The organism is Ilumatobacter coccineus YM16-304 (genome assembly GCF_000348785.1).
Lineage (GTDB): Bacteria > Actinomycetota > Acidimicrobiia > Acidimicrobiales > Ilumatobacteraceae > Ilumatobacter_A > Ilumatobacter_A coccineus.
The window spans coordinates 923579-946036 of the sequence record NC_020520.1 but is presented as its reverse complement, the minus strand read 5'-3'; the positions used below and the strand labels follow the sequence as shown (position 1 = coordinate 946036).

Genomic DNA, 22458 nt, shown 5'->3' with positions numbered 1-22458 from the left:
CGCCCGCCGGTTCAGGCGGGGTCGCACTCGCCGTCGTGCTCGGAGCACCACGGCGACATGCCCGGCAACCGATGGCGGTTGCGGGCGATGAGTTCGTACAAGCGGTCGAGGAGCCACGGCACGCCGGGCACCTTCCAGGGCAGCAGCGGCAGCTTCGAGTTCCACGCCACGGCGGTGTAGAGGGCAACCGCTCGGGCTCCGCCCACGGCCACGCCCTCGGGCGTGACGGTCCAGGCTGCGGCGTCGGTCTGTTGCTCTGTGAGGCCGGTGAGGTCGCGTGTGCCGGCGGTCTGGCCGGCTCTGACCTCGACACGGTCGTGACGGTCGAGCTTGCGCAGCCAGCCGACCGAGCGGGTACAAAACCCGCAGTGACCGTCGAACACCAGCGTCGCGGTGCCGGGCACCGAGCTCGGGAGGCTCCCGTAGTCGGTGCGGCTCGGCGTGCTGGTCACCGGTTGTTCTCGACGGCCTTCACGAGGCGGTCGAAGACGGAGTCGGGGTGCCCGACGCCGTTGACGACGGCGAGACGGTTCGCGTCGCCGTAGTGCTTGATGAGCGGGAACGTCTGCTCTTCGTAGAGATCGAGGCGGCGGTTGACCGACTCGGGCGTGTCGTCGTCACGTTGCAGCACGTCGCCACCGCACACGTCGCAGATCCACGGTTCGGGGTCGTTGCCGCCCGACGAGGTGTAGTTGGTTCCGCAGTCTCGGCAGACGCGACGTGACGAGATGCGTTCGAGCACGATCTCGCGGGGCACGTTGAGGTCGAGGACGACGTCGATCGGGCGGCCGAGCTCGTCGGTGATCTGGTCGAGGGCGATGGCCTGCTCGATCGTGCGGGGGAATCCGTCGAGGATGTAGCCCCGCGTGTCGGCGTCGGCGGCCTTCAACCGGTCACGGACGATGCCGATCATGATGTCGTCGGACACGAGTCCGCCGGCATCCATGACCTCTTTGGCCTTGATGCCGAGCGGCGTGCCTTCGCGCACGGCTGCGCGCAGCATGTCTCCGGTGGAGATGTGCGGTACGACGAAGTGCCGACTCAGCCGCACACACTGTGTGCCTTTGCCAGCACCCTGTCGCCCGAGGATGATGAGGCGGGCGCCCGGGATCATAGGAGTCGATCTCCCGCCGCTATGAGAGGAAGCCCTCGTAGTTGCGGAGGGTCAGCTGGCTGTCGATCTGACGCATCAGCTCGAGGGCGACACCCACCGAGATGAGCACCGACGTGCCAGCGAATCCGAACGTCGAGACGTCGGCGGCGAGCAGGAGGATGTAGGGCAGGATCGCGATGATCGCGATGAACACCGCGCCCGGCAGGGTGATGCGGTTGACGGCCTTGCCGAGGTACTTCTCGGTCTGCGGTCCGGGACGGATACCGGGGATGAAGCCACCCTGGCGGCGCAGCTGGTCGGCCTGGCGAACCGGGTCGAAAGCGATCGAGTTGTAGAAGTAGGCGAACGCCACGATCATCAGGGCGAAGAGCGTGATGTAGACCACGTTCGACGGGTTGACGATGTACTCGTCGACGAGGCTGGCCACGTCGCCGCGCCATCCTTCGCCCGAGCCGAGCACGTTCGACAGGATCACCGGCAGGAGCAGGATCGAGCTGGCGAAGATGATCGGGATGATGCCGGCCTGGTTGACCTTGAGCGGGATGTAGGTGTTCTGGCCGCCCATCATGCGGCGTCCGACGACACGCTTTGCGAACTGCACCGGGATGCGTCGCTGGCCGAGTTCGACGAAGACGACGGCGACGATGATCGCCAGGGTCAAGATGATCATCGCGACGAACCAGAAGGTCTTGTTCAGTTGCAGAATGCCCCAGAAGCCGCCGGGCAGCGAGGCCACGACCGATGCGAAGATGATCATCGACATGCCGTTGCCGATGCCGCGCTGCGAGATCATCTCACCGAGCCACATCAGCACGGCGGTACCGGCGACGAGCGTGGGGATGATGAGGTAGGCACGGGGCCACAGGCCGTCGGGCAGGAGGACGACGCTGGGCACGTTGCCCGAGCCGAAGAACGCCTGGCCGTTGCCGGTGCCGAAGATGAACGTGAGGCCGGTGGCCTGCAGGGTGGCGAGGCCGATGGTGACGTAGCGGGTGTACTGCGTGATCTTGCGTTGCCCGACGGCGCCTTCCTGCTGGAGCTGTTCGAGCTTGGGGATCACCACGCCGAGGACCTGCATGATGATGCTGGCGGTGATGTACGGCATGATGCCGAGCGCGAAGATCGAGAACGACTCGAATGCGCCACCGGAGAACAGGTTCAGGAAGCCGAGTGCGCCCTGCTGGTCGGCCGAGGCACGGAGCTGCTCGATGGCGAACGGGTCGACACCGGGCACGCGAATGGCGACGCCGATGCGGTACACGGTGACCATCGCGACGACGAACAACAACTTGTTGCGAAGGTCGCTGATCTTGAACACGTTCAGCAGATTGGAAAGCATCAAAGTCCTCTGAATTCCCACGTGGTGGGGTCGAAATATGTGCTGCACTCGGTGCCGCAGACCGGCCCGAGGCTACCAGCGAGACCGGCTCGATTCCCAGCGCCGGCAGCCAGCCGGCCTGAGCAACCGGCCGGTTGTCGGAGCCGAATCGTCAACTCCGAAAACGAACGGTGGCCCGCACCAACGGTGCGGGCCACCGATCAGAATCAGATCACTGATTCGGGATCATGGTTTCGTCTCGCAAGGAAACCGGCGACGAAGTTGACTGGTCGTCAATGAGTCGCTCGGCTGACGCAGCGAGACGGAAAGCTGGCCCGAATCAGCGGTTCATGAATTGGTTGCCGGCGGAGGCCGGGCGTCCGGCCTTGCCCTCTTCCTTGAACGGAAGGGTGATCATGGTGATCGAACCGCCGGCGGCCTCGATGGCTTCCTTGGCCGACGCCGACGCGGCGTGGGCGCTGACGTTGACCTTGGTGGTGATCTCGCCACGGGCGAGGATCTTCACGAAGGCGCCCTTGCGGACGACGCCGTTGGCCACGAGTGCATCGATGTCGATGTCGCCGGAGCCGAGCTTCTCGGCCAGGTCGGACAGCGTGTGCAGGTTGACTGCCTGGTACTCGACGCGGAACGGGTTCTTGAAGCCGCGAAGCTTCGGAACACGCTGCTTGAGCGGCATCTGGCCACCTTCGAAACCGCGTGCGACGGTGTTGCGTGCGCGCTGTCCCTTGGTACCACGGCCGGCGGTCTTGCCGCCCTTGCCGCCGGTACCGCGACCGACGCGCTTGCGGCTGCGAGTTGCGCCCGCTGCGGGCTTGAGGTCATGGACCTTCATGTCAGCTCTCCTCTTCCGACACTTCGATCAGGTGCGGGACCCGGGCGATCATGCCGCGGATCTCGGGGCGATCGGGAAGTGTGTTGGTCTGGCCGATCTTGCCGATGCCGAGCGCACGGAGGGTTCCGCGGTGCTTGGGCTTCGTGCCGATCGCCGACTTGATCTGGGTGACGGTGATGTCGGCCATCACGTGGTCCCTTCGGTTGCGTCAGCAGCTGCGGCCGCTGGCTTCTTGTTGCTCTCGTTGTACGCGTCGAGCAGGCCCTTGGGCACGAACTCTTCCGGAGCGAGGCCTCGACGAGCGGCGACCAGGTCGGGACGCTGCAGCGACTTGAGGCCCTGCACGGTGGCGCGGGCGACGTTGATGTGGTTGGCCGAGCCGAGCGACTTGCAGAGCACGTCGTGCACGCCGGCCTCTTCGAGGATCACACGAGCAGCGCCACCGGCGATGACGCCGGTACCTTGCGATGCCGGCTTGATCATCACGCGTCCGCCACCGGTGCGTCCGAGGACTTCGTGGATGACGGTGCCACCGGCCATCGGCACGGTGAACAGGTTGCGGCGGGCTTCTTCGGTGCCCTTCTGGATCGCCAAGGGAACTTCCTTGGCCTTGCCGTAGCCGAGGCCGACGCGGCCGTTGCCGTCACCGATCACCACGAGTGCGGTGAAGGAGAAGCGACGACCGCCCTTGACGACCTTGGCGACACGGTTGATCGTGATGACGCGTGACTCACGCAGGCCATCGGGATCGGGTGCGCGCTCGCGGCCGCCATCGCGACCTCCACGGTTGTTGTCTCCGAATGCCATCAGAACTCCAGTCCTGCGTCACGTGCAGCAGACGCCACGGCAGCGATGCGACCGTGGTAGGCGAATCCACCTCGGTCGAACACGACCTGGGTGACACCGGCAGCCTTCGTGCGCTCGGCGACGAGCTGACCGATCTTGGTTGCGGCATCGACGGATGCGGTCGAACCCGCACCACGGATGTCGGCTTCGGTGGTCGAGGCGGCGGCGATGGTGACACCGTCGTCGTCGTTGATCACCTGCACCGAGAGGTGCTTGTTCGAACGGAACACCGCGAGGCGGGGTCGCGTGGCGGTGCCGTAGATCTTCTTGCGGACACGACGGTGACGACGGATCCGGCCACTGCGGCGGGCTTGTGCAATCTTGGTCATGAGCTACTTCTTTCCTGCCTTGCCGGCCTTGCGGATGATCCGCTCGCCGGCGTAGCGAACGCCCTTGCCCTTGTACGGCTCGGGCTTGCGCAGGCTGCGGATGTTCGCCGCCACCTGGCCAACCACTTCGTTGTCGATGCCGGTCACGATCACCGACGTCTGCTGCGGCACTTCGAAGACGATGCCTTCGGGCGCCTCGACGTCGATCGTGTGGCTGTAACCGAGGTTCATGCGGAGCTTGTTGGGGCCCTGCTGCTCGGCACGGTAACCGACGCCGTGGATCTCGAGTTCCTTGCGGAACCCTTCGGTCACGCCGCGGACCATGTTGTTGACGAGGCTGCGGGTCAAGCCGTGCATCGCCTTCGTCTTGTTCTGCTCGTCGGGACGGGTGACGGTGAGGGTGTCACCTTCCTGCGAGATGCTGATGTTGCCCGGAATGACACGCTCGAGCGTGCCCTTGGGGCCCTTGACCGACACGCGACCGTTGGCGATGTTGACATCGACTCCGGCCGGGACGGTGATGGGTGCGTTTCCGATACGAGACATCTCAGATCACCAGACGTAACAGAGGACCTCGCCGCCCACCTTGCGCTTGCGCGCTTCGCGGTCGGACATGAGGCCGTTCGAGGTGGACAGGACAGCAACGCCGAGACCGTTGAGCACACGGGGCACAGCGTTCGACTTGCGGTAGACGCGAAGACCGGGCGTCGAGATACGGCGGATGCCGGAAATCGTGCGCTCGCGCTCTTCGGAGTACTTCATCTTGATGGTGAGCACCTCACCGACGCCACGGGGCGAGGGAGCGGTCTCGAAACCTTCGATGTAGCCCTCGGCCTGGAGCACCGCAGCGAGTGCGACCTTCTGCTTGGAGGAGGGCATCTTGACCTCGTCGTGCATCGCGGTGTTCGCGTTGCGGACTCGGGTCAACATGTCGGCGATTGGATCAGTCAGCATGTGTCTCTCCTCACCAGCTCGACTTCGTCAGGCCGGGGATCTCACCGGCGTGAGCGAGCTCACGCAGGCAGATGCGGCAGAGGCCGAACTTGCGGTAGACGGAACGGGCGCGGCCGCAGCGACGGCAACGCGTGTAGGCACGAACCTTGAACTTCGGCTTCGCGTTGGCTTTGTTGATGAGTGCTTTCTTTGCCATGTCAGCTCAGTTCACTTGCTCTTCTTGCCGTACAGCGGACGCTTGCGGCGCTTCTTGCGAGGTGCGTTGGCCGCATCCTCGCCCTTCTTGAACGGGAAACCGAAGGCGTCGAGGAGGGCGTAGCCGGCCTCGTCGTTGTCGGCGGTCGTGACGATGGTGATGTCCATGCCACGCGGGTGGTCGATCGTGTCGGGGTTGATCTCGGCGAACATCGACTGCTCGTTGAGACCGAACGTGTAGTTGCCCTGACCGTCCCACGAGTGGGCCGGGAGCCCACGGAAGTCGCGGATACGGGGGATGGCAACCGACACGAGCCGGTCGAGGAACTCCCACATGCGGTCGCCGCGCAGGGTGACCTTGGCGCCGATGGCCTGGCCTTCACGCAGCTTGAAGTTCGCGATCGACTTCTTCGCCTTCGTGACGACCGGCTTCTGACCGGAGATCGCGGTGAGGTCGGAGATCGCTGCTTCCATGAGCGACGGCTGGCCGGCAGCGCGTCCCATGCCCATGTTGATGACGATCTTGTCCATCTTCGGGATCTGCATGACGTTCTCGATGCCGAGCTGATCTTTCAGCGCAGCAGCGATGTCGTCGTTGTACTTCGCCTTGAGGCGGGGGATGTCGAGGGTTTCAGCCATCAGATCTCATCTCCGGACGGGCGGGCGATGCGCACCTTGGTGCCATCGTCGTTGACCTTGTAGCCGACGCGGACCTTGTTGCCCTTGTGCACCAGCATCACGTTGCTGGCGTCGATCGGCATGTCCTTGTCGATGATGCCGCCCTGCTCGTTGGCACGGCTCGGCTTGGAGTGCTTCGAGGCGGTGTTGATCCCCTGCACGATGATCTTGTTCTTCTTCGGGTAGACGTGTTCGATCTCGCCTTGCTTACCCTTGTCTTTGCCGGTGATCACTTCGACGGTGTCACCCTTCTTGAGCTTCATGAGTCAGAGCACCTCCGGTGCGAGCGACACGATGCGCATGAACTTGCGGTCACGCAGCTCACGGCCGACAGGGCCGAAGATGCGGGTGCCGCGAGGCGTCATGTCGTCTTTGATGAGAACGGCTGCGTTCTCGTCGAAGCGGATGTAGCTGCCGTCGGGACGGCGCTTTTCCTTCTTGGTACGGACGACGACGCACTTGACGACTTCGCCCTTCTTGACGCCGGCACCTGGCATGGCGTCTTTGACGGTGGCGACGAAGACGTCACCGACCGAGGCGTAACGGCGGCGCGAGCCACCGAGCACCTTGATGCAGAGGACTTCCTTGGCGCCGCTGTTGTCGGCGACGCGAAGTCGAGATTCTTGCTGAATCATTGGTATCCCTTACTTCGCTCGCTCGAGCACATCGGTGATGCGCCAGCGCTTGAGCTTGCTGAGCGGCCGGGTCTCCATCAGGCGAACCTTGTCGCCGATGTTGACGTCGTTGGTCTCGTCATGAGCGTGCAGCTTGGTGGTCTGCAGGATCATCTTGTTGTACTTGGCGTGCGGAACGCGCGACACGACGGCCACGACGGCGGTCTTGTCCATCTTGTTCGACACGACCGTTCCTTCACGGACCTTGCGGGCCGGACGTTCGGTGGTTTCTGCGGTTTCTTCGCTCATGCTCACTGTCCTGCCTCTGCGGCAGCAATTTCCTTGCTACGGATGAGGGTGTTGATCCGGGCGATCTGCTTGCGAACCTTGCCGATCTCGGCGGTGTTCTCGAGCTGACCCGTTGCGTTGCGGAAACGCAGGTTGAGCGCTTCCTGCTTGGTGGCCTTCAACTCGTCGACGAGTTCACCCATCGACAGTTCGGCGAGGTCGTTCTTCTTGCCTGCCATCAGACGATCTCCTCACGAGTGATGATGCGAGCCTTGATCGGCAGCTTCTGAATCGCCTTGTTGAGTGCGACTCGTGCGACCTCTTCGTCGGGGAACGACAGCTCGAACAGCGTGCGACCCGGCTTGACGACGGCGACCCAGAACTCGGGGTTGCCCTTGCCGGAACCCATGCGGGTTTCAGCCGGCTTCTTGGTGACCGGCTTGTCGGGGAACACATTGATCCAGACCTTGCCGCCACGCTTGATGGCTCGGGTCATGGCGATACGGGCGGCCTCGATCTGACGGGCGGTGATCCAACCCGGCTCGAGGGCCTGGATTCCGTACTCGCCGAAGCTGAGTCCGGAACCGCCCTTGGTAAGACCGCGGGTGCGGCCACGATGGTGCTTGCGGTGTGCGACCTTGCGGGGCATCAACACGATGGGTCCGCCTTTCAGTCCTCGCCGCTGGTGGGCGGCGTTGCGTCGGTATCGCTGGCGTCGGTGCGCTTCGCGATTGCTTCTTCCTCGCTGATCAGCTTCTCCAACTCGGGATCGGCTTCCTTGACGAGCGGCTGCGTCGCGGCGGCAGGGGCCTCGGCGCCGGGGCGACCCGACGACACGACCTTGCGCGGTCCGCTGTCGGCGGTCTGACCCGAGGTCTCACCGACGGCCATGGCGGCTTCGCGAGCGATCTTGTCGTCGTTGGCCTTCTTGTACGGGGTGATGTCACCCTTGTACAGCCAGACCTTGACGCCGACACGGCCGGAGGTGGTCTTCGCCTCGCGCATGCCGTAGTCGATGTCGGCACGGAGCGTGTGCAGGGGCACACGGCCTTCGCGGTACCACTCGGTGCGGCTCATCTCGGCGCCGCCGAGACGGCCCGAGCACTGCACCTTGATGCCGAGTGCGCCGGCGCGCTGTGCGTTCTGCACGGCCCGCTTCATGGCACGACGGAACGCGATGCGGTTGACGAGCTGGTCGGCAACACCCTGCGCGATGAGCGCAGCATCGAGTTCGGGGGCCTTGATCTCGACGATGTTCAGCTGGATCTTGGGGTTGCCCGTGATCTCGGTGATCGCCTTGCGGAGCTCGTCGGCCTGTGCGCCACGACGACCGATCACGATGCCCGGACGGGCGGTGTGGACGTCGACGCGCAGCTTGTCGCGGGTGCGCTCGATCTCGATACGCGAGATGGCAGCGGATTCCAGCAGCTCCATGATGTGATCACGGATCTTCCAGTCCTCGGTGAGGTAATCCTTGTACTCACGCTCCGAGAACCACCTCGACTTCCAGTCGGTGGTGATCCCAAGTCGGAAACCGTACGGATTGATCTTCTGACCCATCAGTTCTCCTCCGCCTCGTCAGCGGCGACGTCTTCATCGTTCGCAGTTGACTCGGTGTCAGCCGCTTCTTCTTTGTTGGCGCCGGGCTTCGAGAAGCCAGCCGCTTCGGCGGATTCGACGGAGTCGAACCACACTTCGGCCTTGGTGGCCTTGTAGTACCGCGAGCCGGGCTCGTGGTAGAGCATCGACTGTGCGTTGCCCTTGATCTCGTAGCCCTCGGGCATCTCGTCGACGTCGTCGAGCGGTGCGTGCGAGCCCTCACCGTGCGGCGAGGCATCGACGGCGTTCGCTTCGCCGTCGTTGTCGGCGTCGCCGGCGGCGTACTCGGCTGCTGCGTCGTCGGTCGCTGCCTCATCGGTGACTGCCTCGTCGGCAGCGTCCTTGGCCTTCGAGCGGTCGACGCGGGCCTTGCGGCTGGCGGCCGAGCTCTGCGGGCGTCCGCTCGCACCGGCGCCACCCTGGCGCTCCTGGCGAGCCTGGACGATGCTGATGCGGTCGTCGGACATGCGAGCCACGATCACGGTGATGTGGCAGGTGCGCTTGTTGATGCGCGACGCACGGCCACGTGCACGGGGGCGGAAGCGACGAAGCGTCGGGCCCTCGTCGGCGAAGCATGCGATGACGAAGAGTTCGCTCGCATCCTGGCCGTCGTTGTTGATCGCGTTGGCGACAGCGCTGGCGAGCACCTTGCGCACATCGTGGGCGATGTGACGGTCGGTGAAGCGGAGCACTTCGTCAGCCGACGTGACGTCGAGACCGCGGATCAGGTCGAGGACCGCACGGGCCTTCGACGCTGACGAGCGGACGTACTTCGCCGTCGACTTGGTTCCGGAGCGTTCGCCTGCGACGAACGACTTCTCGTTGAGCTTTGGTCCAGTCATCAGCGCTTCGCGCCTCTCTCCATACCGGCGTGGAACTTGAAGGTTCGAGTGGGGCTGAACTCTCCGAGCTTGTGACCGACCATCGACTCGGTCACGTAGACCGGGACGTGCTTGCGGCCGTCGTGGACGGCGAGCGTGTGGCCGACCATGTCGGGGATGATGGTGGAGCGACGCGACCAGGTCTTGATGACCTTGCGCTCGCCTGCTTCGTTCTGAGCATCGATCTTCTTGAGCAGATGCTCATCGACGAACGGGCCCTTTTTGAGACTACGTGCCATGTTGAATCCTCTTCGGCAGCCGCGATTAGCGGCGGCCACCCTTTCCGGTACGACGACGACGGACGATGAGCTGCTGCGAGCTCTTCTTCTTGTTGCGAGTGCGGCTCTCGGGCTTGCCCCACGGGGACACGGCCGGACGACCACCTGATGTACGGCCTTCGCCACCACCCAGGGGGTGGTCGACCGGGTTCATCGCGACACCACGGGTCTGCGGGCGCTTGCCCTTCCAGCGGTTGCGACCGGCCTTACCGATCTTGATGAGCTCGTGCTCGGAGTTGCCGACTTCACCGACCGTTGCACGGCAGTCGATCAGCACGCGGCGCATCTCGGTCGACGGCAGACGCAGGGTTGCGTAGTCGCCTTCCTTGGCCACGAGGCGACATGCCATGCCGGCGGAGCGGCTGATCTTGCCACCGCCACCCGGACGGAGTTCGACGTTGTGCACCGTGGTACCGACGGGGATGTAACGCAGCGGAAGTGCGTTGCCCGGCTTGATGTCGGCGCCCTGGCCCGACGAGATGCGATCGCCGACGTTCAGACCCTTCGGAGCGAGGATGTAGGCCTTCTCGCCGTCGAGGTAGTGAAGCAGCGCGATGCGGCACGTGCGGTTGGGGTCGTACTCGATGGCAGCGACCTTGGCGACGACGCCGTCCTTCACGCGACGGAAGTCGATGATGCGGTACTGCTGCTTGTGCCCGCCACCACGGTGACGGGAGGTCTTGCGACCGTAGACGTTGCGGCCGCCGGTGCGTGACTTCTTGGCGAGCAGCGACTTCTCGGGCGAGCTCTTGGTGATCTCGCTGAAGTCGTGGCTCGTCTGGAAGCGACGGCCGGGGCTGGTGGGCTTGCGTGAACGAATTGCCATGATCAGTCGTATCTCTCTTCCCGCTGGCTTAGTTCTCGAACAACGGGATCTCGCCCGCTGCCAGGGTGACGATGGCCCGCTTGGTGTCGGCCTTCTTGCCGACGCGGTTGGTGCCACGGGTGCGCTTGCGCTTGCCCTGACGGTTGAGCGTGTTGACCTTGCGGACTTCGACGCCCCAGATCGACTCGACGGCGTCACGGATCTCGGGCTTGCTCGCCGAGGTGTGCACCTGGAATGTGTAGACGCCGGTCTCGATGAGCTCGTAGCTCTTCTCCGAGACGATCGGCGCAATGATGATGTCGCGAGGATCCTTCATCAGGCCTCTTCTCCTTCGCTGGCGTCGGCCTCAGCGGCTTCGGCTTCCTTCTTGAGCTGCGAGGCGGGCCGGGTGAATCCAGCGGCCTTCGCCGACTCCTCGGTGTCGAACCAGACCTCTGCAACCGTGCGGTTGTAGAACGAGGTGTCGGGCAGGTGGTAGAGCATCGAGTCGGCGTTGCCCTTGATGGGGTAGCCCTCGGGCATCGCGTCGTCGGGCAGCGGTGCGTGGCTGCCGGCGCCGTGCGGCGACGGGTCGACCGGGTCGGCCACACCGTCGTCGTCGGCGTCGCCTGCGGCGGCCAGACGCTCGGTGGCGGCGTCGATCGCTGCCTCGGCCTCGGCACGCTGACCGGCGCTCGGGCCCTCGGCGGCGGGGACCACGTCTTGGGTGAACACGACCCAGTCGCTGCAGAGGATGTCGTAGGCGTTGAGTTCGCTCGCCTTGATGACCTGCACGTTGGGCAGGTTGCGGAAGCTCAGGTAGGCAGCGTCGTCACCCGAGCCGAGGACGACCAGGATCTGACCGTCGAGGGCGAGTGCGTCGAGCGCGGCCTTCGCCGTCTTCGTCTTCGGGGTGTCGATGCCCCAGCTGTCGACGACGACGACCTTGCCTTCGGCGGCACGGTCGGAGAGCGCCGAGCGAGTGGCGAGCTTCACCATCTTCTTCGGGGTCTTCTGGTCGTACTTGCGGGGCTTGGGGCCCAGCGCCACGCCACCACCGGTGAAGTGCGGCGCACGGATCGAGCCCTGACGTGCGTTACCGGTGCCCTTCTGGGCGTACGGCTTGGCGCCGCCACCACGGACATCGGAACGGGTCTTGGTGCTCTGCGTGCCGGCACGACGTGCGGCGAGCTGTGCGGTGACGACCTGGTGCATGACCGGGACGTTCGGCTCGAGACCGAAGACGTCGTCGTCGAGCTCGACCTTGCCGGCGTCCTTGCCGGCAGCGTTCTTGAGAGTGAGTGTCGCCATGTTCAGACCTGCTTTCCGACGAGCTTGACGGCGTTGCGGATGGTGACGACACCACCGGCGGGGCCCGGAACGGCGCCCTTGATGAGCAGCACGTTGCGCTCGGCGTCGGACTCGACGACTTCGAGGTTCTGCGTGGTGACCTGCTCGTGACCCATGTGACCGGCCATGCGCATGCCCTTGAAGACACGGGCCGGGAAGGCGCACTGGCCGATGGCGCCAGGCTTGCGGTGGTTCTTGTGCGCACCGTGCGAGGCAGGGGCACCACCGAAGTTGTGACGCTTCATGACACCGGCGAAGCCCTTACCACGGCTGGTGCCGGTGACGTCGACCTTGGTGCCGCTCGGGATCTGCTCGACGGTCAGTTCCTGACCGACCTCGAGACCGTCGACCGAGTCGAGGCGAAGCTCGAGCAGGCGCTTGCCGGGGGCAACCCCCGCCTTCTCGAAGTGACCGGCCTCGGGCTGGTTCAGCTTCTTCGCTTCCTTGTTGCCATAGGTGACCTGAATGGCGGTGTAGCCATCACGCTCGTTCGTCTTGATCTGAACGATGCGCATCGGGTCGACCTTGACAACAGTCACGGGGACGACCTTGTCGTCGACCCACTTCTGTGTCATGCCGACCTTTTCGCCGACGATCGCTTGTTGTGCCATTTGGCGTTTCCTTCTCGTTGTCCAAACGCCCCGAGGAAGGGACGTTCTCCACGTAAAAGCTCCGCAGCACGAAAGATTGCGACGTGCATGCGGAGCTGAAGAACTCGGTTGTGCCGGCTGGTTCCGATCCCATTCGATGCGGGTGGCCTTGTCGGACGTCGATTGCGGTATTTCTGGTGCCTGGTGTGATCGGAATGCCTTCCGATGACGGCCATGCAATGCTATGGAGCGCGATCACCCCTTCCAACACGCGTCGTGCCGCGTGTTCACGGGGCCACGTGACTCGCGGCACACGTGAGCGGTGAGGCGGACGAGTTCTCGACCCGTCGCGGTGAGGTGCGAGCGATCGGACGCTCGCACCTCACCGACCGACACCGGCGCTGATCAGCGTGTTCGACCGCTCACCGCACGGTGTTTCATGGCTTGCACTCAGGCGTCGTGGCCTTCCATCGCGTGAGCGACGTCGTGGGCGGTGGCGGCCGATGACGCTGCTGCGTCGAGGTCGCCGGCGTCGAGGGCGGCCTGCAGTTCGACGAGCGCAGCGCGGAGGGCGGCGTTGCCGTCGTTCGCTCCGACCTCGTCGATCGCGGCGATCGCGGCGTCGACCACGGCCGACTGGGCCGGAACGTCGAGCGTGCCGGCGGCGAGCTGATCGTCGACGGCGTGCAGTGCCGAGACGTCGAGCGTCCCGAAGTCGGCGGCGGTTCCGACGTCCGCCACGTCGCCGTGGTCGCCGTGATCCGTCTCGTCGTGGTCGCCGTGATCCATGTCCTGCATGGCGAAGAGGTCGTCCGCGCTCATGCTGTTCATGTTCATCCCCTCCATGCCCGCGATCGTCGACGGATCGAACTGCGGGCCGTTCGCGATCGCCTCAGCGACCGCGTCGGCGTCATCGGCGACGAAATCGACGCAGGCGATCTTGTTGTCGATGAACTCGAACGGGTGCACGACGAAGGCGACGCCGTCTTCGCCGACGACCGCATCGTTCTCGGCCGACCAGACGGCCGAACCGTTGTCGTCGCTCATGAAGGCGAGGTGCACCTCGTTCGGCGGCACTTCGACCGTGCCGTCGACGAACTGGAAGTGGTCGCCACCGTTGTCGGAGCAGGGCTTCTCGTGCAGGTGGCTGATGTAGGCCTCGTTCGGCTTGAGGCCGGTGATCTCGGTGGTCACCGTCGTGCCGGCCGTGCTGCGAGCAATCACTGCGGTGCCGGCGACGTCGTCGTAGCCAGCCGGGCGCGTGTCGAGCAGCGTGTACTCGCCGCGGGCGAGCGCGGCGCCCTCCACCTCGTCGGCGGGGGTGACGTCGGCGCTGCCCATGTCGTGCGCGGCCATGTTCATGGCGTCATGGTCCATGTCGGTCATGGCGTCGTCGTCCATGTCGGTCATGGCGTCGTCCGCCGTCTCGTCGGCTGTGTCGGTGGTCGCGGCGGGAGCGTCCGTGGTCGCCGTGGCATCCGAGTCGTCGGAACCGCAGGCGGCGAGGACGATCGCGGTCGTGGCGGCGAGTGCGCCGAGACGGCGCGCGACGTTGGGGGTCGTGGGATTCATGTGTTGGTCTCCTGTTGGAATTCGTGGATGTGTGGTGTGATCGATGGGTTGTCGATCAGACCGGTGGTCCACGAAGCCGGAGACGAACGAGTCCGGGGCTCGACACCAGCACCGCGAGGGGCCGTGGGGTGTCGACGAGCGAGTGCGACGCACGCGGCGTAGCGGTGGGGCGGAACGCCTCGACCAGGCGCTGACCGACGGCCAGCAACTGCTTGGCCACGAGCGCGACGAGGGGCTGGAGCAGGAGGCCGACGATCACGGGCGCCGATGCCAACGAGGTCAGCGAGTCGCTCGTGATGCGCTCGGCCACTTCCATGGCGGCGAACACGACGGTCTGCAGGGCGATCAGCACCCCGACCGACGGGAGTCTGCCGGGGTCGTTGCGCAGGATGCGGAGCGCGGCGAGCCAGGCGGCGAGGCATCCCATGAGGACGACGATCGGACCGATCCACTCGACGTACGAGTGCGAGACCGAGCTGCGTCCACCGATGAAGTAGCCCAGTTCGTGAGCCGCCAGCGTTCCGGAGGCCACGAGCGCGCCCAACCCGAACGGGTCAACACGTCGCTCGGCCGGCCGGGTCACTCCCCCAACGGTACTCACCACCCCACGCGACCACATCGAGCCTGGGCAAAAATCACCCCCACGCGACCACATCGAGCCTGGCAAAAAGTCACCCCCACGCGACCACATTTGGCCTGGGCAGAAATCACCCTCACGCGACCACATTTGGCCTGGGCAGAAATCACCCCCACGCGACCACATCGAGCCTGGCCAGAAATCACCCCCACGCGACCACATCGAGCCTGGCCAGAAATCACCCCCACGCGACCACATCGAGCCTGGCCAGAAATCACCCCCACGCGACCACATCGAGCCTGGGCAGAAATCATCCTCACGCGACCACATCGAGCCTGGGCAGAAATCACCCTTGGCGGTTGGTGGTTGTCAGGAGGAGGCGGCGAGGAGTTGGTCGACGGGGGCGAAGTCGTCGGTGATGACCTCGGCGCCGGCCACGTAGTCGACGAGCGCGTCACCGGTCACGATCTCGCCGACGACGCGATCCGGGTCGGCGGTCTGCTCGGGCGTGTCGCTGGGGTCGACGTCGGCGGCGAGACGTTCGCCGAGTGCGGCGACATCGATCGGCTCGTGGCTCGCGATCAACGCCGAGTTGCCGCGGAAACCCTGCAACGGACCGGGTCCGCGCACCACGACGACGTGTTCGTACACTTCGGCGACCGTTGCTGCATACGCCTCGACGAACCGCTCTTCCGGCCCGTCGATGATGTTCGCGGCGTAGATCCCACCGGGCCGCAACACCTCGTCGACCTCCTCGATGAACTCCCGGGTCGCCAAGTGGAACGGAACGGCACGGCTGCCGAACGCGTCGCCGATCACCACGTCGACCGAATCGGTCGGAAGCTCGCGCATCGACAGACGTCCGTCGCCCACGATGATCTCGACGTCGTCGCCGCGGTCGAAGTCGATCTCGTTCTCGACCACCTCGACCAGGTCACCGTCGATCTCGAGGATGATCTGCTCGCTGCCCGGCCGCGTCGCACGGACGTAGCGAGGGATGGTGAACGCCCCGCCCCCGAGGTAGGCGATGTCGATCGGGCCGGAGGTCTCGACCTCGATCGCGTCGACGAGGCGGCGGATGTACCAGAACTCGAGCCGCTCGGGGTCGTCGAGGTCGACGTAGCTGTGTCGCAGATCGTCGAGCAGCAGCGTCCGACCCGAGTCGAGCGTCGGGTCCTCGAGCACCGAGAGGCAGTAGTACGCAGTCTGGGTCTCGCAGGGCGAGTCGATCGCGACCGCACCGAACAACGACAGCGCGGCCACGGCGGTGAGGCTGAGCATCTCGTTGACCTTGCGCACGCGCCCGACCGCCCACAGCGCGATGCCCGACGCCACCAGCACCAGGCCGACGATCACGATCAGCGTGGTGACCGCCGCCGCTGCGACGAGGACATAGCCGGTGAAGAACGTGCCGAACAGCGCACCGGCGGTCGACCAGGCCGACAGGCGCCCGACCGTGGATCCGGTCGACGCGAGGTCGAGCAACTGCAGTTTGATCACGGCCGGCGGCACGGCACTGAGCACCGTCGCCGACGGTAGGAAACCGAACGTCGTGAGGATGAGGATTCGTATGCCACCGCCGGTGCCGCTGGTGTCGCCGAGCGTCCGGACGATCGGGATCGTGGCGATGGCGAGCGCGCCGCCGAGCAGGAGCAGCGGCGGGAGGAGACGTCGGGGGTCGATGTGATCGGCGGCGACGCCCCCGGCCCAGGCACCCACGGCGATCCCGGCGAGGATCACCCCGATGATCCCGGTGAACGTCTCGAGGCTGACGCCGACGTACGGGGCGAGCAGGCGTCCAGCGAGGATCTCGAGCACGAGCACGGCAGCCGAGGTACCGGTCACCAACGCGATCGCCAGCCAACCGGGAAGCGGGTCGGCGGCGAGATCGCCGGTCTCGTCGCTCGGCGCTGACGGCTCTGCTCGGGTCATCCGCGGGAGGGTACCCAACGAAGCGGCTGGTGGGATCGGCACCGGCGACATCGACGCGCGGCCCTCCACCGCGGGACGGACTCGCTGCGGTTGCGCGAGCTACTGTCATCCGCGTGGCGGACGAGCAACGGCAGCGGGACCTGGTGCCTCGCCGACGGCTGCTCGATCGGCTCGACGACCGGTTCCGTTGCCGCCTCGTACTGATCGAGGCCGGCGCCGGGTTCGGCAAGACCACGGTGCTGCGACAGGCCGTCGCCGAGAGCCTGGCCATCGACAGCGCCCGCGAACTCGTCGTCAACTGCGCGCCCGATGGCCGTACCGGAGGCAGCGCGAGGGCGGTGGTCGCCGCGCTCGCCGCGCAGCTCGGCTGCGAGGCGACGCCGACGGCGACGGCGATCGCCGATGCAGCGATCGCGGTGTCGCCTCGCCACATGGTGCTGTGGATCGACGACGTCCACCATCTGTCCGGCAGCCTGCAGCTGATCATCGACCTCCTCGAGCAGCTCCCGACGAACGGACACCTCGTCCTCGTCGGCCGGCAGATCCCGAAGTTGCCCACGGCACGACTCGTCGTCGACGGGCAGGTCAGCCATCTCGACGAGGACGACGTCCGGTTCGACGACGATGAACGATCGGCGTTCTTCCACCTGCGTGGCGCCTCGGTCGACGTCGACACGATCTCGGCGTCGAGTGGGTGGCCGGCGCTGATGGAACTCGAACTGGCGTCTGGCCGATCGGGCGCCGCCGACTATCTGACCGAGGAGGTGCTCGTCGACACCGACGAGCGACGAATCACCGCACTCAAGCGGTTGGCCCAGGTCGACTCGATCGATGATGCCATGGTGCGCAACGTCACCGATTTCGACGGGGGTGTCGCAGAACTCGTGGCCGGACTGCCGCTCGTGCACCTCGACGAGTCGGCGGCGACACCCGACGGTGGCCAGGCGACCGTTGCCGTGCTCCACGACCTGTTGCGTGACGCGCTGCTCTCACAGACGAGCCCGGCAGAGGCCGCTGCGGCGGCGAGCGCGATCGGCAACGAACTCCTCGACCGGCACGACCACGTGGGAGCGGCGCGCAGGTTCGTCGACGCCGGCGACAGCGACGGCATCGCACTCGTCGCGCAGCGCCTGCTCGACGACCTCCACTTCGCCACGAGCGTCGACGACCGGCTCGCGGCGGTCGACATCGTCAGGCAGGAACTGGGCGACTCCCCGACAGCGCTCACGCTTCACGCCGTGACCCTGGCGATCGTCGATCCGATCAACAGCGAAGCCGCCCTGGCCGAGGCGCGATCGGCGGCCGACGCTGCCGGGCGCACCGACCTGGTCGCCTTGTGCCTCGTGCGGCTCGCCGAACTCGCATACGGACGCGGTGACGCGCTCGGCGTCGCGCAGGTCGGTGACGAGGTCGATGCGCTGAAACGTCTCGGCGAGCCCGTCGCCGCACGGCTCGGATTCCTGCTCGACGTGTGGGTTCGACGGCTCACCGGTCGGGCGCACGAGATCGTCGAACTGATCGACGATCTGATCGAGCAAGACGCACTGATCGACGACGAGATGCGCGCGGTCGCACTCTTCTACCGCACGATCAGCCTCGGGTACAACGGACATGTCCGAGAGGCACTCGCGGAGGTCGAACGCAATGCCGCCGACCTCCCCCCTGGGTTGTTCGCCGACCGACTCGGCGGCTTCGTCACGATTCAGCACTGGATGCTCGGCGAGCAGAGCGACGAGATCCTGCAGCAGGCGTCTCGTCTCGTCGACCGGATCGAGACGCGCGGCCAGGCCGACCTGTTCGTCGAAGGTGCTGCGACGACCGCGATCTTCCACGCGACGCGCGGTGAACTCACCATCGCCGAACGCTTGGTCGAGCGAGCCGAGGCCAAGGTCGAGACGCTCCCCGATCAGGCGTGGGGACGCCACACGATCTCGCAGGCTCGGGCGGTCGTCGACGTCCTGCGCGGCGACGAAGCGTCGGCAGCGACGCGACTCGATCGCACGATTCCGTCCGGCGGACCACACGACGGGCTACCGAGCCATCTCTACAACCTGACCGCAGCACTGAGCTACCTGCTCGTCCCCCGAACGCGCGACGCGTGGGAATCGACTTACACCGCGCCCGATCTCGATGTTCGGACCGAGGTGGGCCGAGCGTTGGTGGCGCTGCGCGAGGAAGGCGACGTCGCACCGGCGGCGGCACTGCCGTGGCACGAGGTGCACCGGCTCCGGCCGTGGGCCCTCGAACCACACCTGGTCGAACTCGGCGTGGCGGCGGTGGCCGGCGGCGAACGCAACGGCCTGAGCGCGCTCATCGGACTTCGTCACGATCCGCTCGCCGTGCTCGACCGTCTGACGTCGTCGGGCGACGACCGGCTCGGGAAGGCAGCGACCGAAGCCATTCGCATCACACCGCGGCGCCCGCACAGCGCGATCGATCTCGGCGTGCTCGGCCCGCTGAGCGTGGTGCGCAACGGCGTGGAGGAGGCCGACACCCCAGCGTGGCGCCGGGCTCGCGTTCGCGACCTGTTGAGCCTGCTCGTGTTCGAGCGCAAGGTGTCGCGAGCACGCGCCGCCGAAGTGCTGTGGCCCGACAAGGCGGCCAAGGCCGGTCAGAACAACCTGCGCGTCAACCTGTCGCATCTGCTCGATGCGTTCGAACCCACGCGCGTCGGGGCGTCGCCGAGCTGGTTCGTGCGCGTCGAGAGCGATTCGCTGCGGCTCGACGAATCGGAGTTCCTGCGGCTCGACGTCGACCGCTTCTCGGATCTGGTCGCAACGGCCCGCGGACTCGACACCACCGCGCCACGCCAGGCGCTCGACGCGCATCTCGCTGCGTGCGAGCTGTTCCGCGGCGAGTACCTCGTCGGGTCGTCGATCCACGATGCGGCGTACTTCGAATCGCTCCGGTTGCGCGGTGCGTTCGTCGACTCGTCGGTGCGGGCGGCCGATCTCCTGCTCTCGATCGGTGAGCATCGCGAAGCCGAACGGGTGGCGATGCGTGCGAGCGCGATCGAGCCGCTCAACGAATCGTCGCAGCGGGTGCTGGCGGCGGCACTGCTGGCACAGCGACGGGTGGGGGCGGCGAGCGAAGTGCTGCATCACCTCCTTCGCCAGCTCGGCGAGATCAAGATTCCACCGGAGCCCGAGACCGCTCGGCTGGCGGCTCGTCTCGGCATCGACCTCAGCCAGCTCTGAACCCCGCAGGCCTGAACCCCGGCAGCGCTGCGCCCTCGTCGACGGAGCCTGGCCGCGGTCAGTTGTCGGGGCGGCTGGTCAACGCGACGTCGAGTTCGACCGGTTCGCTGTCGCGGACGACGGCGACCGTGACCGAGTCGCCCGGCTGCTTGTCACGGATCGCCGCGATCAGCGCCGCTGACCCGGTGGTCGCCGAGCCGTCGACCGAAACGATCAGATCGCCGATCTCGAGTCCGACCGTCTCGGCGGGCGTCCCCGCTTCGACCGTGGTGACGATGACTCCCTGTCCCCCGTCACGGCGGTCTTCGAGGCCGACACCGAGGTACGCCTCTTCGCGGGCGATGCCTCTGGCCTCGCTGCGCAGCGCGTCGATGATGGGGAGTGCCTCGTCGACCGAGATCGCGAAGCTCACGTTCGTGGCCGTGACGATGGAGTTGTCTCGGGCGACGGCGGTGTTGACGCCCACGACCTCGCCGGCGGCGTTGACCAGTGGGCCGCCGGAGTTGCCCGACGAGATGGCGGCGTCGGTCTGGATGAGTCCGTCGAGAAACACGTTCTGTTGACCGACGCTCCGGTCGAGCGCCGACACGATGCCGAGCGTGACCGACGGGTCACCGTCGAGCCCGAGCGCCGCGCCGATCGCGACGACCTCGTCGCCGAGACGGACACTCGACGGATCGGCGAACGTGACGGGCGCGAACCCGTCGCCCGCCATGCGCAGGAGAGCCAGATCGTTGCCGACGTCCTCGGCGAGCAGGGTCACGTCGCGAGGTTCGGTCTCGCCGGTGAGACGCACCCGGATAGCCGACGCCCCGTTGACCACGTGAGAGTTGGTGAGGATCTCGCCATCGTCGGTGATGATCATGCCGGTCCCGATGCCGACACCTCCGCCCATGTCGGCCGAGATCGTGACGACCGACGGCGACAGGTACTCGGTCACCGACAACACGTCGAGGCGTCCGTCGAACCCGTCACGGGCCTCGGCGATGTCGACCGGCTGCGATGACGGCTTGGATGGCGGCCGGTCGAGCCAGTTGCCGACCTGGTTGCCGAGCAGCGCTCCGAGCAGCCCTCCGATCCAGGCGACCATGCCGATGGCCAACATGAACATCCACGTTCGCTTGCGCGACCGCTGGTGCCGGACAGCCGGAAGCACCGGAACGTCGTGTGGCGCCGGAGGTGGCAGCATCGCCATGCCCAACGTTCTATCTGCACCGGCCGCACAACGTCTCGCGCTCTGCCGACGTTGCGTGGCCGTTCACCGATCGATTCGCCGCTCCGCGAGCGCGTCAGCTGCAGGTCGCGGTGAACTCGAACGGGATCATCTCGCCGGTGCCGTCCATGGTCTCGCCCGACCCGGTGATGGTCGACCCGTCGCGCTGGTAGTCGAACTCACCGAAGAACGGCTCGTCCAGCAAGATGTCTGCACTGAACTCGGGCATCCCTTCGGGAGCCGACCCGAACCGTTCGGTCTTGCCGACCTCGACCTCGACCGACAGGTCGACCGCCTGGTCCTTGCCGCCGAACATCTGGTCGAGGAACGCCTCGTCGAAGACACCCGAGTCGAGCATCTCCTGCCGGTCGTTGACGGTGTAGTCGACCGAGGCCCAGAACGGCTGACCGTCGGCGGTCGTACCGGGGCCATCGAGATTCATGTCGTTGCCATAGACGAAGCACGTCGCATCCGCGACCGGATACGAGACGCCATCGAAGGTGATCGTGGCGTTGCCGCTGCCGTTCGCAAACCCTTCGACGGCGTCGTCGGCTGCGTCGGCGATCTCGTCGAGGCCGAGCGAGTCGAGATCGAGTTCGCCGTTCTCGTCGAATTCGATGTCGCCGAGATCGAGATCGTCGAGATCGATACCGCTGTCCTGGAGGATCTGATCGCCGATGTCGAGGTCGTCACCGCCCCCACCGAACGGCGAGTCTCCGGAACCGGCGTCGCCATCAGAGCCTCCACAGGCGGCGAGCAGGAGCGTGGTGACGGCGAGTGCAGCGGGGAGTTTGCGTGAGGTCATGTGTCGACCATAGGAAATCCGGCCGACCGCGTTCCGTGATTTTCCGACCACACCGTCGCCCCGTGGACGCGAAACGGGCGGGCCCGAAGGCCCGCCCGTCACACATGTGGTCTGCTCGTCAATCGGTGTCAGACACCGTTTGACGGGTCAGCCCTGGATCTTGATCTCGATGTCGACGCCGGCCGGCAGCTCGATGCGCTGGAGGCTGTCGATCGTCTTGTTGTTCGGGTTCACGATGTCGATGAGGCGCTTGTGCACGCGCATCTCGAAGTGTTCGCGGCTGTCCTTGTCGACGTGCGGGCCACGGATGACCGTGTAGCGGTGCTTGTCGGTGGGCAGCGGGATCGGTCCGCGCACGGTGGCGTCGGTCCGGGTGACCGTTTCGACGATCTTCTTCGTCGACTGGTCGATGATTTCGTGGTCAAACGCCTTGAGGCGGATACGGATGCTCTGTGCCATGTTCGATCAGC

30 protein-coding genes are annotated in these 22458 nt (G+C 66.0%); 1 reads left to right on the top strand and 29 read right to left on the bottom strand.

Annotation, left to right across the window (positions count from 1 at the left end; all coding sequences use genetic code 11):
* Positions 1-11: 11 nt before the first annotated feature.
* The 26 genes from YM304_RS04260 to YM304_RS04135 form a co-directional block, all read right to left on the bottom strand.
* Positions 12-452 (bottom strand): thiol-disulfide oxidoreductase DCC family protein, encoded by a 441-nt coding sequence (locus tag YM304_RS04260; RefSeq protein ID WP_015440408.1) that lies wholly within the window; start codon positions 450-452, stop codon positions 12-14.
* Positions 449-1114, bottom strand: a complete 666-nt coding sequence (locus YM304_RS04255; protein WP_015440407.1) for an adenylate kinase — start codon at positions 1112-1114, stop codon at positions 449-451. The genes YM304_RS04260 and YM304_RS04255 overlap by 4 nt, the downstream gene beginning before the upstream one ends.
* Before the next feature lie 19 nt (positions 1115-1133).
* Positions 1134-2453: a preprotein translocase subunit SecY gene (secY, locus tag YM304_RS04250; protein ID WP_015440406.1), complete on the bottom strand. Its 1320-nt coding sequence runs from the start codon at positions 2451-2453 to the stop codon at positions 1134-1136.
* Positions 2454-2772: 319 nt separating this feature from the next.
* Positions 2773-3285, bottom strand: a complete 513-nt coding sequence (rplO, locus tag YM304_RS04245; RefSeq protein WP_015440405.1) for a 50S ribosomal protein L15 — start codon at positions 3283-3285, stop codon at positions 2773-2775.
* Between the two features lies 1 nt (position 3286).
* Positions 3287-3472: a 50S ribosomal protein L30 gene (rpmD, locus tag YM304_RS04240; RefSeq protein ID WP_015440404.1), complete on the bottom strand. Its 186-nt coding sequence runs from the start codon at positions 3470-3472 to the stop codon at positions 3287-3289.
* Positions 3472-4092, bottom strand: a complete 621-nt coding sequence (gene rpsE, locus YM304_RS04235; RefSeq protein WP_015440403.1) for a 30S ribosomal protein S5 — start codon at positions 4090-4092, stop codon at positions 3472-3474. The genes rpmD and rpsE overlap by 1 nt, the downstream gene beginning before the upstream one ends.
* Positions 4092-4460, bottom strand: coding sequence for a 50S ribosomal protein L18 (gene rplR, locus YM304_RS04230; RefSeq protein WP_015440402.1), 369 nt, complete (start codon positions 4458-4460; stop codon positions 4092-4094). The genes rpsE and rplR overlap by 1 nt, the downstream gene beginning before the upstream one ends.
* Before the next feature lie 3 nt (positions 4461-4463).
* On the bottom strand, positions 4464-5006 hold the full coding sequence (gene rplF / locus YM304_RS04225; protein WP_015440401.1) for a 50S ribosomal protein L6: 543 nt from the start codon (positions 5004-5006) through the stop codon (positions 4464-4466).
* Positions 5007-5012: 6 nt separating this feature from the next.
* Positions 5013-5414, bottom strand: coding sequence for a 30S ribosomal protein S8 (gene rpsH / locus YM304_RS04220; protein WP_015440400.1), 402 nt, complete (start codon positions 5412-5414; stop codon positions 5013-5015).
* A gap of 10 nt (positions 5415-5424) precedes the next feature.
* A complete protein-coding gene (locus tag YM304_RS04215) occupies positions 5425-5610 on the bottom strand; it encodes a type Z 30S ribosomal protein S14 (protein WP_015440399.1) in 186 nt (61 codons plus the stop codon).
* Positions 5611-5621: 11 nt separating this feature from the next.
* Positions 5622-6248 carry a 50S ribosomal protein L5 gene (gene rplE / locus YM304_RS04210; RefSeq protein WP_015440398.1) on the bottom strand — a complete coding sequence of 209 codons (627 nt, stop codon included), beginning with the start codon at positions 6246-6248 and terminating at the stop codon, positions 5622-5624.
* Positions 6248-6550, bottom strand: a complete 303-nt coding sequence (rplX, locus tag YM304_RS04205; protein WP_015440397.1) for a 50S ribosomal protein L24 — start codon at positions 6548-6550, stop codon at positions 6248-6250. Before rplX ends, rplE begins: the two co-directional genes overlap by 1 nt.
* Positions 6551-6553: 3 nt before the next feature.
* Complete coding sequence (gene rplN, locus YM304_RS04200) at positions 6554-6922, bottom strand: 50S ribosomal protein L14 (protein WP_015440396.1); 369 nt, start codon at positions 6920-6922, stop codon at positions 6554-6556.
* 9 nt (positions 6923-6931) lie between these two features.
* Entirely contained in the window at positions 6932-7210 is a 279-nt protein-coding gene (rpsQ, locus tag YM304_RS04195) for a 30S ribosomal protein S17 (RefSeq protein WP_015440395.1), read from the bottom strand.
* A 2-nt stretch (positions 7211-7212) separates the two neighbouring features.
* Positions 7213-7428, bottom strand: coding sequence for a 50S ribosomal protein L29 (gene rpmC, locus YM304_RS04190; RefSeq protein ID WP_015440394.1), 216 nt, complete (start codon positions 7426-7428; stop codon positions 7213-7215).
* Positions 7428-7844 (bottom strand): 50S ribosomal protein L16, encoded by a 417-nt coding sequence (gene rplP, locus YM304_RS04185; RefSeq protein ID WP_015440393.1) that lies wholly within the window; start codon positions 7842-7844, stop codon positions 7428-7430. Before rplP ends, rpmC begins: the two co-directional genes overlap by 1 nt.
* Before the next feature lie 14 nt (positions 7845-7858).
* Positions 7859-8749 carry a 30S ribosomal protein S3 gene (gene rpsC / locus YM304_RS04180; RefSeq protein ID WP_015440392.1) on the bottom strand — a complete coding sequence of 297 codons (891 nt, stop codon included), beginning with the start codon at positions 8747-8749 and terminating at the stop codon, positions 7859-7861.
* Positions 8749-9630: a 50S ribosomal protein L22 gene (gene rplV / locus YM304_RS25755; protein ID WP_015440391.1), complete on the bottom strand. Its 882-nt coding sequence runs from the start codon at positions 9628-9630 to the stop codon at positions 8749-8751. Before rplV ends, rpsC begins: the two co-directional genes overlap by 1 nt.
* Positions 9630-9908 (bottom strand): 30S ribosomal protein S19, encoded by a 279-nt coding sequence (rpsS, locus tag YM304_RS04170; protein WP_015440390.1) that lies wholly within the window; start codon positions 9906-9908, stop codon positions 9630-9632. The genes rplV and rpsS overlap by 1 nt, the downstream gene beginning before the upstream one ends.
* Before the next feature lie 25 nt (positions 9909-9933).
* A complete protein-coding gene (gene rplB, locus YM304_RS04165) occupies positions 9934-10773 on the bottom strand; it encodes a 50S ribosomal protein L2 (RefSeq protein ID WP_015440389.1) in 840 nt (279 codons plus the stop codon).
* A gap of 28 nt (positions 10774-10801) precedes the next feature.
* On the bottom strand, positions 10802-11089 hold the full coding sequence (gene rplW, locus YM304_RS04160) for a 50S ribosomal protein L23 (protein WP_015440388.1): 288 nt from the start codon (positions 11087-11089) through the stop codon (positions 10802-10804).
* Entirely contained in the window at positions 11089-12063 is a 975-nt protein-coding gene (rplD, locus tag YM304_RS25645) for a 50S ribosomal protein L4, sunset domain variant (RefSeq protein WP_015440387.1), read from the bottom strand. The genes rplW and rplD overlap by 1 nt, the downstream gene beginning before the upstream one ends.
* Before the next feature lie 2 nt (positions 12064-12065).
* Complete coding sequence (gene rplC / locus YM304_RS04150; RefSeq protein ID WP_015440386.1) at positions 12066-12713, bottom strand: 50S ribosomal protein L3; 648 nt, start codon at positions 12711-12713, stop codon at positions 12066-12068.
* 429 nt (positions 12714-13142) lie between these two features.
* Positions 13143-14264 (bottom strand): hypothetical protein, encoded by a 1122-nt coding sequence (locus YM304_RS21960; RefSeq protein ID WP_015440385.1) that lies wholly within the window; start codon positions 14262-14264, stop codon positions 13143-13145.
* 55 nt (positions 14265-14319) lie between these two features.
* On the bottom strand, positions 14320-14847 hold the full coding sequence (locus YM304_RS04140) for a hypothetical protein (protein WP_015440384.1): 528 nt from the start codon (positions 14845-14847) through the stop codon (positions 14320-14322).
* Positions 14848-15210: 363 nt separating this feature from the next.
* Positions 15211-16773, bottom strand: a complete 1563-nt coding sequence (locus YM304_RS04135; RefSeq protein WP_015440382.1) for a fused MFS/spermidine synthase — start codon at positions 16771-16773, stop codon at positions 15211-15213.
* 29 nt (positions 16774-16802) lie between these two features.
* On the opposite strand from YM304_RS04135, the gene YM304_RS04130 reads away from it, so the two are divergent.
* The gene (locus YM304_RS04130) at positions 16803-19970 is read left to right on the top strand and encodes a bacterial transcriptional activator domain-containing protein (RefSeq protein ID WP_015440381.1); all 3168 of its coding nucleotides are present in this window, start codon (positions 16803-16805) and stop codon (positions 19968-19970) included.
* 58 nt (positions 19971-20028) lie between these two features.
* On the opposite strand, the gene YM304_RS04125 is transcribed toward YM304_RS04130, so the two are convergent.
* From YM304_RS04125 to rpsJ, 3 genes are all read right to left on the bottom strand, one after another.
* Positions 20029-21165: a S1C family serine protease gene (locus YM304_RS04125; protein ID WP_015440380.1), complete on the bottom strand. Its 1137-nt coding sequence runs from the start codon at positions 21163-21165 to the stop codon at positions 20029-20031.
* 94 nt (positions 21166-21259) lie between these two features.
* Complete coding sequence (locus YM304_RS04120; protein ID WP_041297993.1) at positions 21260-21988, bottom strand: hypothetical protein; 729 nt, start codon at positions 21986-21988, stop codon at positions 21260-21262.
* Positions 21989-22135: 147 nt separating this feature from the next.
* On the bottom strand, positions 22136-22447 hold the full coding sequence (rpsJ, locus tag YM304_RS04115) for a 30S ribosomal protein S10 (protein WP_015440378.1): 312 nt from the start codon (positions 22445-22447) through the stop codon (positions 22136-22138).
* Positions 22448-22458: the final 11 nt, after the last annotated feature.

What these genes read in the sequence shown, in the direction of transcription:
- YM304_RS04255 (WP_015440407.1), bottom strand. Translation starts at nt 1,114, where the DNA reads ATGATCCCGGGCGCCCGCCTCATCATCCTCGGGCGACAGGGTGCTGGC.
- secY (WP_015440406.1), bottom strand. Translation starts at nt 2,453, where the DNA reads ATGCTTTCCAATCTGCTGAACGTGTTCAAGATCAGCGACCTTCGCAAC.
- rplO (WP_015440405.1), bottom strand. Translation starts at nt 3,285, where the DNA reads ATGAAGGTCCATGACCTCAAGCCCGCAGCGGGCGCAACTCGCAGCCGC.
- rpmD (WP_015440404.1), bottom strand. Translation starts at nt 3,472, where the DNA reads ATGGCCGACATCACCGTCACCCAGATCAAGTCGGCGATCGGCACGAAG.
- rpsE (WP_015440403.1), bottom strand. Translation starts at nt 4,092, where the DNA reads ATGGCATTCGGAGACAACAACCGTGGAGGTCGCGATGGCGGCCGCGAG.
- rplR (WP_015440402.1), bottom strand. Translation starts at nt 4,460, where the DNA reads ATGACCAAGATTGCACAAGCCCGCCGCAGTGGCCGGATCCGTCGTCAC.
- rplF (WP_015440401.1), bottom strand. Translation starts at nt 5,006, where the DNA reads ATGTCTCGTATCGGAAACGCACCCATCACCGTCCCGGCCGGAGTCGAT.
- rpsH (WP_015440400.1), bottom strand. Translation starts at nt 5,414, where the DNA reads ATGCTGACTGATCCAATCGCCGACATGTTGACCCGAGTCCGCAACGCG.
- YM304_RS04215 (WP_015440399.1), bottom strand. Translation starts at nt 5,610, where the DNA reads ATGGCAAAGAAAGCACTCATCAACAAAGCCAACGCGAAGCCGAAGTTC.
- rplE (WP_015440398.1), bottom strand. Translation starts at nt 6,248, where the DNA reads ATGGCTGAAACCCTCGACATCCCCCGCCTCAAGGCGAAGTACAACGAC.
- rplX (WP_015440397.1), bottom strand. Translation starts at nt 6,550, where the DNA reads ATGAAGCTCAAGAAGGGTGACACCGTCGAAGTGATCACCGGCAAAGAC.
- rplN (WP_015440396.1), bottom strand. Translation starts at nt 6,922, where the DNA reads ATGATTCAGCAAGAATCTCGACTTCGCGTCGCCGACAACAGCGGCGCC.
- rpsQ (WP_015440395.1), bottom strand. Translation starts at nt 7,210, where the DNA reads ATGAGCGAAGAAACCGCAGAAACCACCGAACGTCCGGCCCGCAAGGTC.
- rpmC (WP_015440394.1), bottom strand. Translation starts at nt 7,428, where the DNA reads ATGGCAGGCAAGAAGAACGACCTCGCCGAACTGTCGATGGGTGAACTC.
- rpsC (WP_015440392.1), bottom strand. Translation starts at nt 8,749, where the DNA reads ATGGGTCAGAAGATCAATCCGTACGGTTTCCGACTTGGGATCACCACC.
- rplV (WP_015440391.1), bottom strand. Translation starts at nt 9,630, where the DNA reads ATGACTGGACCAAAGCTCAACGAGAAGTCGTTCGTCGCAGGCGAACGC.
- rpsS (WP_015440390.1), bottom strand. Translation starts at nt 9,908, where the DNA reads ATGGCACGTAGTCTCAAAAAGGGCCCGTTCGTCGATGAGCATCTGCTC.
- rplB (WP_015440389.1), bottom strand. Translation starts at nt 10,773, where the DNA reads ATGGCAATTCGTTCACGCAAGCCCACCAGCCCCGGCCGTCGCTTCCAG.
- rplW (WP_015440388.1), bottom strand. Translation starts at nt 11,089, where the DNA reads ATGAAGGATCCTCGCGACATCATCATTGCGCCGATCGTCTCGGAGAAG.
- rplD (WP_015440387.1), bottom strand. Translation starts at nt 12,063, where the DNA reads ATGGCGACACTCACTCTCAAGAACGCTGCCGGCAAGGACGCCGGCAAG.
- rplC (WP_015440386.1), bottom strand. Translation starts at nt 12,713, where the DNA reads ATGGCACAACAAGCGATCGTCGGCGAAAAGGTCGGCATGACACAGAAG.
- YM304_RS21960 (WP_015440385.1), bottom strand. Translation starts at nt 14,264, where the DNA reads ATGAATCCCACGACCCCCAACGTCGCGCGCCGTCTCGGCGCACTCGCC.
- YM304_RS04135 (WP_015440382.1), bottom strand. Translation starts at nt 16,773, where the DNA reads ATGACCCGAGCAGAGCCGTCAGCGCCGAGCGACGAGACCGGCGATCTC.
- YM304_RS04125 (WP_015440380.1), bottom strand. Translation starts at nt 21,165, where the DNA reads ATGGCGATGCTGCCACCTCCGGCGCCACACGACGTTCCGGTGCTTCCG.
- YM304_RS04120 (WP_041297993.1), bottom strand. Translation starts at nt 21,988, where the DNA reads ATGACCTCACGCAAACTCCCCGCTGCACTCGCCGTCACCACGCTCCTG.
- rpsJ (WP_015440378.1), bottom strand. Translation starts at nt 22,447, where the DNA reads ATGGCACAGAGCATCCGTATCCGCCTCAAGGCGTTTGACCACGAAATC.